This is a genomic window from Streptomyces sp. KLMMK (assembly GCF_036961605.1).
Lineage (GTDB): Bacteria > Actinomycetota > Actinomycetes > Streptomycetales > Streptomycetaceae > Streptomyces > Streptomyces telluris.
In genome coordinates, this window is record NZ_JBAMDC010000318.1 from 1 (window position 1) to 7,584 (window position 7,584).

The 7,584-nt window shown below is 74.3% G+C and carries 8 protein-coding genes and 2 pseudogenes; 7 read left to right on the forward strand and 3 right to left on the reverse strand.

Annotation, left to right across the window (positions count from 1 at the left end; translation table 11 throughout):
- Nucleotides 1-234, forward strand: a pseudogene (locus V7793_RS29495) (futalosine hydrolase); the annotation flags it as partial.
- A 26-nt stretch (nucleotides 235-260) separates the two neighbouring features.
- Nucleotides 261-1,112 carry a 1,4-dihydroxy-6-naphthoate synthase gene (locus V7793_RS29500; protein ID WP_336012113.1) on the forward strand — a complete coding sequence of 284 codons (852 nt, stop codon included), beginning with the start codon at nucleotides 261-263 and terminating at the stop codon, nucleotides 1,110-1,112.
- Nucleotides 1,113-1,158: 46 nt separating this feature from the next.
- Here the strand turns inward: V7793_RS29500 and V7793_RS29505 are convergent, their stop codons facing one another.
- On the reverse strand, nucleotides 1,159-1,542 hold the full coding sequence (locus V7793_RS29505; protein WP_058045797.1) for a cold-shock protein: 384 nt from the start codon (nucleotides 1,540-1,542) through the stop codon (nucleotides 1,159-1,161).
- Between the two features lie 212 nt (nucleotides 1,543-1,754).
- Between V7793_RS29505 and V7793_RS29510 the strand changes: the two genes are divergently transcribed.
- Nucleotides 1,755-2,015 carry a hypothetical protein gene (locus tag V7793_RS29510; RefSeq protein WP_168090673.1) on the forward strand — a complete coding sequence of 87 codons (261 nt, stop codon included), beginning with the start codon at nucleotides 1,755-1,757 and terminating at the stop codon, nucleotides 2,013-2,015.
- Here V7793_RS29510 and V7793_RS29515 read toward each other — a convergent pair.
- Nucleotides 1,970-2,629 (reverse strand): HAD family hydrolase, encoded by a 660-nt coding sequence (locus V7793_RS29515; RefSeq protein WP_336012118.1) that lies wholly within the window; start codon nucleotides 2,627-2,629, stop codon nucleotides 1,970-1,972. The genes V7793_RS29510 and V7793_RS29515 overlap by 46 nt on opposite strands.
- 140 nt (nucleotides 2,630-2,769) lie before the next feature.
- Between V7793_RS29515 and V7793_RS29520 the strand changes: the two genes are divergently transcribed.
- The 4 genes from V7793_RS29520 to V7793_RS29535 all read left to right on the forward strand — a co-directional run bounded on the left by V7793_RS29520 (nucleotide 2,770) and on the right by V7793_RS29535 (nucleotide 6,939).
- Nucleotides 2,770-3,804, forward strand: coding sequence for a FecCD family ABC transporter permease (locus V7793_RS29520; RefSeq protein ID WP_336012120.1), 1,035 nt, complete (start codon nucleotides 2,770-2,772; stop codon nucleotides 3,802-3,804).
- On the forward strand, nucleotides 3,801-4,895 hold the full coding sequence (locus V7793_RS29525) for a FecCD family ABC transporter permease (RefSeq protein WP_336012122.1): 1,095 nt from the start codon (nucleotides 3,801-3,803) through the stop codon (nucleotides 4,893-4,895). The genes V7793_RS29520 and V7793_RS29525 overlap by 4 nt, the downstream gene beginning before the upstream one ends.
- A gap of 167 nt (nucleotides 4,896-5,062) precedes the next feature.
- Nucleotides 5,063-5,896, forward strand: a complete 834-nt coding sequence (locus V7793_RS29530; RefSeq protein ID WP_336012128.1) for an ABC transporter ATP-binding protein — start codon at nucleotides 5,063-5,065, stop codon at nucleotides 5,894-5,896.
- A 50-nt stretch (nucleotides 5,897-5,946) separates the two neighbouring features.
- Nucleotides 5,947-6,939 (forward strand): ABC transporter substrate-binding protein, encoded by a 993-nt coding sequence (locus V7793_RS29535; RefSeq protein ID WP_336012125.1) that lies wholly within the window; start codon nucleotides 5,947-5,949, stop codon nucleotides 6,937-6,939.
- 39 nt (nucleotides 6,940-6,978) lie between these two features.
- Here the strand turns inward: V7793_RS29535 and V7793_RS29540 are convergent.
- Nucleotides 6,979-7,584: pseudogene (locus V7793_RS29540) on the reverse strand (hypothetical protein); the annotation flags it as partial.

A 7,584-nucleotide genomic window follows, 5' to 3' on the forward strand; every position in this document is an offset into this window, starting at 1 on the left:
TTCGGCGTGGCCGAGGCGGCGGCCGCGCACGGCGTGCCCGCCCTGGAGATCCGTGCCGTCTCCAACCCCGTCGGTCCGCGCGACCGTGCCGCGTGGCGCATCGGCGACGCCCTGGAGGCCCTCTCCGGTGCCTCCGCCGCCCTGCGGGAAGCGCTGCGGGCGGCTCCTCCCGAGTCGTGGGGCATCTCCGAGCCGTGGAGCACCTCCGAGCCGTGGAGCACCTCCGAGACCTGAAGCACCTCCGAGACCTGGAGCACCTCATGAGCGAGCCCCTGAAGATCGCCTACTCGCCCTGCCCGAACGACACGTTCGTCTTCGACGCCTGGGCGCACGGCCGGGTCCCCGGTGCCCCCGCCCTGGACGTCACGTTCGCCGACATCGACGTCACCAACGCGATGGCCGAGCGCGGTGAGTTCGACGTCCTGAAGGTCTCCTACGCGGTTCTGCCGTGGGTGCTGGACGAGTACGCCCTGCTGCCGGCCGGCGGCGCCCTGGGCCGCGGCTGCGGGCCGCTCGTGCTCACGCGGGAGGCGGGCAGCCCCGCGTCCCTGGCGGGGAGGACGGTGGCGGTGCCGAGCGAGCGCTCGACGGCGTACCTGCTCTTCCGGCTGTGGGCGGCCGCGGAGGTGCCGGGCGGCGTCGGCGAGGTCGTCGTCCTGCCGTTCCACGAGATCATGCCGGCCGTCCGGGACGGCAAGGTGGACGCGGGCCTGGTCATCCACGAGGCGCGGTTCACGTACGGGAACTACGGCCTGCACTGCCTGGCCGACATGGGCGAGCACTGGGAGGACACCACCGGCCTGCCCATCCCGCTGGGGGCGATCATCGCCAAGCGCTCGCTGGGCGCGGAGCGGCTGCGCGAACTGGCGGAGGCCGCACGGACGTCCGTGCGGATGGCGTGGGACGACCCGGCGGCCTCGCGGCCGTACGTGCTGGAGCACGCGCAGGAGATGGACCCCAAGGTCGCCGACCAGCACATCGGGCTCTACGTCAACGAATTCACGGCCGGGCTCGGGGAGAACGGCTATGCGGCGGTCCGCGGGCTGCTCACCCGGGCCGCGGCCGAGGGGCTCGTGCCGCCCCTCGGCCCGGACGCGCTCGCTTTCGTCTGATCGCGCCCCTTCGGTTTCTGCGGGTTTGTCAGGTGCTGCGGGCTCGTCAGACGTCCAGCTGGTCGGCGACCGCGCGCAGCATGCCGGCGATCTTGGCGCCGTGGGCCTTGTCGGGGTAACGACCGCGCTCGAGCTGCTGGGTGACGTTCTCCAGGAGGGTGGTGAGGTCCTGGACGATCGACGCCAGCTCGTCGGGCTTGCGGCGCTGGGCGGCCGCGACCGAGGGCGTGGGATCGAGCAGCGTCACCGACAGCGCCTGGTCGCCCCGCTGACCGGCCACGACACCGAATTCCACCCGCTGTCCGGGCTTGAGGGAATCGACCCCGTCCGGGAGCACCGAGGAGTGCACGAAGACGTCTCCGCCGTCGTCGCGGGAGAGAAAGCCGAAGCCCTTCTCGCTGTTGAACCACTTGACCTTGCCGGTAGGCACGTCTGTCCTCGTCCTCGTATCTCGTCGGAAATGGGGAATTGAAGGGGAGACCGCCGGAAACCGTCGGTCATCGACGGCAATCGGCAGAAAAACAGCTCTTGATAGCACTACAGCGGGTCGCAAGACCCGCTACCCCCCAAGGCTAATGGTCCCGGGCCCGGTGACAAGATGTCCCCGGCCCCACCCCACGCCCAGGCATCTACCCTGGTGGAGTGAGTAGCGAAACGCCCCGGGCCGGGGATCTGCTGGTACGCATCGGCGCCATCGTCTTCCTCGTCGGCGCGGTGGCCACCCTGGCGACGGTCGCCCCGCTGTTCCTGGGCGCCGACCCGCTGCCTCCCGCAGCGTACTTCGTCTGCATGCTGATGGGGGTGGGATTCCTCATCGCGGGCGCCGGGGTGCTGCGGTCGATCGCCGAGCAGCGGCGTCAGGCGCGGGCCTCCTCCGCCGCGGGCCCCGCCGCGGCCAGGTAGCCGCGCAGCCACCCGGGGAAGTCCGCGAGCCCGGGCAGGACGACGTCCGCGCCGGCCGCCCGCAGCTCCTCCGCCCCGCAGGGCCCGGTCGTCACGGCCACCGACAGCGCGCCGGCCGCCCGCGCGCCGCGCACGTCCCCGACGTGGTCGCCGACGTAGACGTCCACGCCGTGTTCGCGCAGCGCCCCCGCCTTGGCCTCCGCCCACAGCGAGCCGACGAGCACGTCCGGCTCGATCCCCAGGTGGTCGAGGTGGAGACGGGCGTTGCGGGCGTTCTTGGCGGTGACGACGACGGCCCGGCCGCCCATCTCGCGCACCGCGGCCACGGCCTCGCGGGCGCCCGGCAGGGCCGGCGAGGGCGTGATGCCGTGCTCCGGGTACGCGGCCACGTAGAGGGCGGCGGCCTCGGCGACGCGCTCCTCGGGGAACCAGTGGGCCAGCTCCTGCTCCAGCGGCGGCCCGATCCGGCTGACGACGAGGTCGATGTCGATGGCCGTGCCGGTGGCGGCGACCAGCGAGGCGTACGCGGCCCGGATGCCCGGGCGGGAGTCGACCAGGGTGAGGTCCAGATCGAAGCCGACCGTGAAGCGGGGCGTGCGCGCGGCGGAACTCATGGGCCCCATTGTGCAGGGTGGCCCCGGGCCTCCCGGGTGGCGGCCGCCCCCGGCCTTCCGGCCCGGCCCCCTACGTACACTTAGCCTGCCCTAACCGCCTCATCCCGGCCTCCCGGCCGCCCGAACCACCCGTGGAAGCGATGTCAGCCGCCGTCCCGATCAGCAGTCCCGGATCCTCTCTGGTCCGGCGCCGCATCGGCTGGACGGCGGCCGCGGCCGCCGTCCTGCTGGTCGCGGTGCTCCTCAGCCTGGCGGTGGGCGCCCGCCCGGTCGCCCCCGACCGCGTCCTCGACGCCCTCCTGCACGGCGGCGACGGCAGGGACGCCGTCGTCGTCCGCGAGATGCGGCTGCCGCGGACCCTCGTCGGCCTGATGGTCGGCGCGGCCCTGGCCCTCGCGGGCACGGCCCTGCAGGGCATCACCCGCAACCCCATCGCCGACCCCGGCGTCCTCGGCATCAGCCACGGCGCGGCCGTCGGCGTCGTCCTGGCGATCATGCTCGCCGGGGTGGAGAGCCTCACGGGCTACGTGTGGTGGGCGTTCGCGGGCGCGGGCGTCGCCTCCGTCGCCGTCTACGCCATCGCCTCGCGCGGCCGCGGCGGCGCCTCGCCGGTCAAGCTCGCCCTGGCCGGCGCCGCGATCAACGCGCTGCTCGTCTCGGTGACCACCGCCGTGCTCACCACGCAGGCGTCCGTCCTGGACAAGTTCCGCTTCTGGCAGGTCGGCTCGCTCTCCGCGAGCGACGCGGAGCTGGCGGGCCGGATCTGGCCGTTCCTGCTGGCCGGGGCGGTCCTGGTGCTGTCCGTGGCCCGCGGCCTGGACGCGCTGGCCCTCGGCGAGGACGTCGCGAAGGGCCTCGGGCAGAACGTCGCGGCCGTCCGGATCACCGGCGGGCTGGGCGCCACCGTCCTGACCGGCGCCGGCGTGGCCGCCGCCGGGCCCATCGCCTTCGTCGGCCTCGCGGTGCCCCACATCGCCCGCGCGCTCGTCGGCGGCGACCACCGCTGGCTGCTGCCCCTGTCCGCCCTCCTCGGCCCGGCCGTCCTGCTGTCCGCCGACACCGCAGGCCGCGTGTTCTTCCCGCCGGGCGAGGTCCCGGCAGGCGTCATGACCGCCCTGATCGGCGTCCCCTTCCTCATCGCCCTCGTCCGCCGGAAGCGGGTGGCCGCCGCATGAGCACCACCGTCCACGGCCGCGCCACCGCCGACGGCCGCGGCGCCCGCCCGGCCGGCTACGCCCTCGTCCGGGCCGGCCGCGGCTCCTTCCTCGTCCACCGGCGGGCCACCGCCGTCGCCGCCGGCCTGACCGTCCTGCTGGCCGCCGCGTGCCTGGCGTACCTGTGCACCGGCAAGTCCTTCACGGCGCCCGGCGAGGTGCTGAAGGTCCTCCTCGGCGAACCCTCGCGCGACGAGCTCGTCGTCGGCACCCTCCGGCTGCCGCGCATGACGGTGGGCGTCCTGGTGGGCCTCGCCTTCGGCGTCTCCGGCGCGCTCATCCAGACCGTCGCCCGCAACCCGCTCGCCAGCCCCGACATCATCGGCGTCACCCAGGGCGCGAGCGCCCTGACCGTCGGCGCCATGACGTTCGGCGTCACCTCGTACGCCGCCCTGCCCTACGTGTCCGTCGCAGGCGGCCTCCTCGCCGCCGTCCTCGTCTACGCCTTCGCGTGGCGCGGCGGCCTGCACGCCACCCGCTTCGTCCTCATCGGCATCGGCTTCGCCGTCGCCCTGCGCTCCGTCACCCACCTGTTCATGACCAAGGGCGACTACCTCGTCGCCCAGCGGGCGCAGGTGTGGATGACGGGCTCGCTCAACGGCCCCGGCTGGGACGAGGCCGCGCCCCTGGCCCTCGCACTGCTCGTGCTCGCGCCCTTCGTGTGCTGGGCCGCCCGGGCGCAGCACACCGTCTCCCTGGACGACGACACGGCGACCGCGCTGGGCGTGCGGCTGAACAGGGTGCGCTGCGGGCTCGCCCTCCTCGGCGTCGTCCTCGCGTCGATCGCCACGGGCGCCGCCGGGCCCGTCGACTTCGTGGCGCTGCTCGCCCCGCAGCTGGCCCGCCGCATGACGCGCACCGCGCAGATCCCGCTGCTCTCCTCGGCGCTGACGGGCGCGGTCATCGTGGTCGTCGCGGACCTGCTCGGCCGCAAGATCCTGGAGCCGACGCAGCTGCCCGTGGGCGTGCTGACCGCAGCCGTCGGAGCCCCGTACCTGATCTGGCTCATCGTCAAGGGCCACAGCACCCGCCGCACCGGAGGAACAGCGTGACGAAGAGCGTGCCGGAGAACGTGAAGGGCGGCCCGGTGGACGGCCCGGAAGGCATCGTGCGGGACAGCGCGGAGAGCATCGTCGAGGACAGCGCGGAGAGCATCGTCGAGGACGGCGCGGAGGGCATCGTGCAGGACGGCCCGGTGGGCATCGTGCAGGACGGCCCAGTGGGCAGCCGCCTCGCCGCCCGCGACCTGACCCTCGCCTACGAGGACCGCACCGTCGTCGACGGCCTCGACCTGTCCGTCCCCGACGGCGAGGTCACCATCGTCATCGGCCCCAACGCGTGCGGGAAGTCCACGCTGCTGCGCGCGCTCGGCCGGCTGCTGAAGCCCGTCCGCGGCACGGTGCTGCTCGACGGCGAGGAACTCGCCCGGATACCCACCCGCACGATCGCCAAGTCGCTCGGCCTGCTGCCGCAGACGCCCGTCGCGCCCGAGGCCATCACCGTCGCGGACCTCGTCGCCCGCGGCCGCCAGCCGCACCAGCGCTGGTGGCAGCAGTGGTCGGAGGCGGACGAGCGGGCCGTCGCGGACGCCATGGCCCGTACGGACACGGCCGCCCTCGCCGAACGCGCCGTGGACGAGCTCTCGGGCGGCCAGCGGCAGCGCGTGTGGATCGCGATGGCGCTCGCTCAGGAGACCGACCTGCTGCTCCTGGACGAGCCGACGACCTACCTCGACATCGCCCACCAGGTCGAGGTCCTCGACCTCGTACGGCGCCTGAACCGCGAGCGCGGCCGCACGGTCGTCGCCGTGCTGCACGACCTCAACCAGGCGGCGCGCTACGCCGACCACCTGGTGGCGATGAAGGCGGGCCGGATCGTCGCGCAGGGCCGCCCGGCGGAGGTCGTCACGGCGGATCTGGTGCGGGAGGTCTTCGGACTGGAGTCGGTGGTGGTTCCGGACCCCGTGACGGGCAGTCCTCTGGTGGTGCCGGGACGGCCGTGGGAGGCCGGACCGGCGGCCGGCGCACAGGCCGGCAGCAGCACGGCCGTCTGAGCTCCCCGTCCTTCCGCGGGGGCTCCACCCCACGAAAGGCAGGCCGGGACATGAACCGGAACCCCCTACGCCGTCCCCGTCCCCACCGCCGGCGCTCTCTTCTGGCCGCCTCCGCTCTGGTGGCGGCCGCTGCCGCGCTCGGGCCCTCCCTGTCCGCCTGCACCTCCGGCTCCGGGGACGGCCCGGGCGGCGGCACACACCTGGTGCGCACGGCCATGGGCGAGGTGAAGGTCAAGAAGCACCCGCAGCGCGTGGTCGTCCTGGACACCGCCGAGCTCGACTCCGCCGTCACCCTCGGCATACGGCCGGCCGGCGCCACCCGCGCCGACACCGCCACCGGCTTCCCCGAGCACCTGCCGGCGGAGAGCGTCCGCGGCACCGCGGACGTCGGCAGGATCGGCGCCCCCGACCTGGAGGCCGTCGCCGCCCTGAAGCCGGACCTCATCCTCACCAACAAGGACCGCGACGCACAGCGCTACGACCAGCTGTCGAAGATCGCCCCCACGGTGATGACCGCCGCGACGGGCTACCCCTGGAAGGACAACTTCCGCACCCACGCCGAAGCGCTCGGCAAGACGTCCGAGGCGCGCAAGGCCGTCGCGGCGTACGAGACCCACGCCCGCGAGGTCACCGAGGCGCTCGGCGGCACGGAGCGGGCCGCGGCGCTGAAGGTGAACGTCGTGCGGTTCGTGGAAGGCGCCGCCATCCGCATCTACGGCCGGAAGAACTTCATCGGCACCGTGCTGCAGGACGCGGGAGTGGGCCGGCCCGGCGTCGTGGACCGGGCCCGGGACGGCTTCTCGTACGACGTGGGCCCCGAACAGATCGACCAGGCCGACGCGGACGCCCTCTTCACCTCGGTCTACGGGAACCCGGACCGCGCCCGGGTGCCGCGGACGACCGGCAGCGCGCTGTGGAAGGGCATGAAGGCCGTACGGGAGGGACGGACGTTCAAGGTCGACGACCGGCTGTGGATCCAGGGCATCGGCTACACGGCGGCGCACCGGATCCTGGACGAACTGCGGGCGCACCTGGCGGACTGACGACGACGCGGCACCCGGCCGGGGCCGCCCGGTGCCGGATCAGCCGGGCCGCCGCGAACGCCACACCACGAACATCGCGGAGCCGACGGCCGCGGCCCGCAGCACCCACGGCCACGTGTCCGACATCGCCGCGCCCAGACCGCCCTCCGGCACCGGGTCGCCCCAGCGGCCCTCCGTACGCCCCCACAGCCAGACGATCCCGGCGGCCACGACCAGCCCGGGCACGCCCATCACCGCCCACTTGGACTCGCTGTGCGAGAGCTTGCGGGTCAGATAGGCGAGACCCCAGCCGACCGCCAGGACGATCCAGTTGCCGAGCACGGCGCCCACCAGCAGGATCAGGGCGACGAGCAGGAGCAGCGGGGGGACGGGGGCGCCGTCGGCGCGCCGGAACAGGGTCGCGCGCTGTGCGCCGTCCTCCTCCGCGTACTCGTCCACGCCTTCCGGGCCTTCCGTGCCGTGCTCGCCCTGCCGGCCGCCCGGCCCGGGGGTGCCGTCCAAGGGCTCCCGGTCGCCGGGGAGCGGGGGTGGCTTCAGTATGTCGGGGATCTCGATGCCGCCGGTGAACCCGTGGACCGTGCCGCGCGCCGCGCCGTGGGCGCTCTCCCCGCCCGCGTACGGGGAGGCGTCGGTGCGCCACCAGTC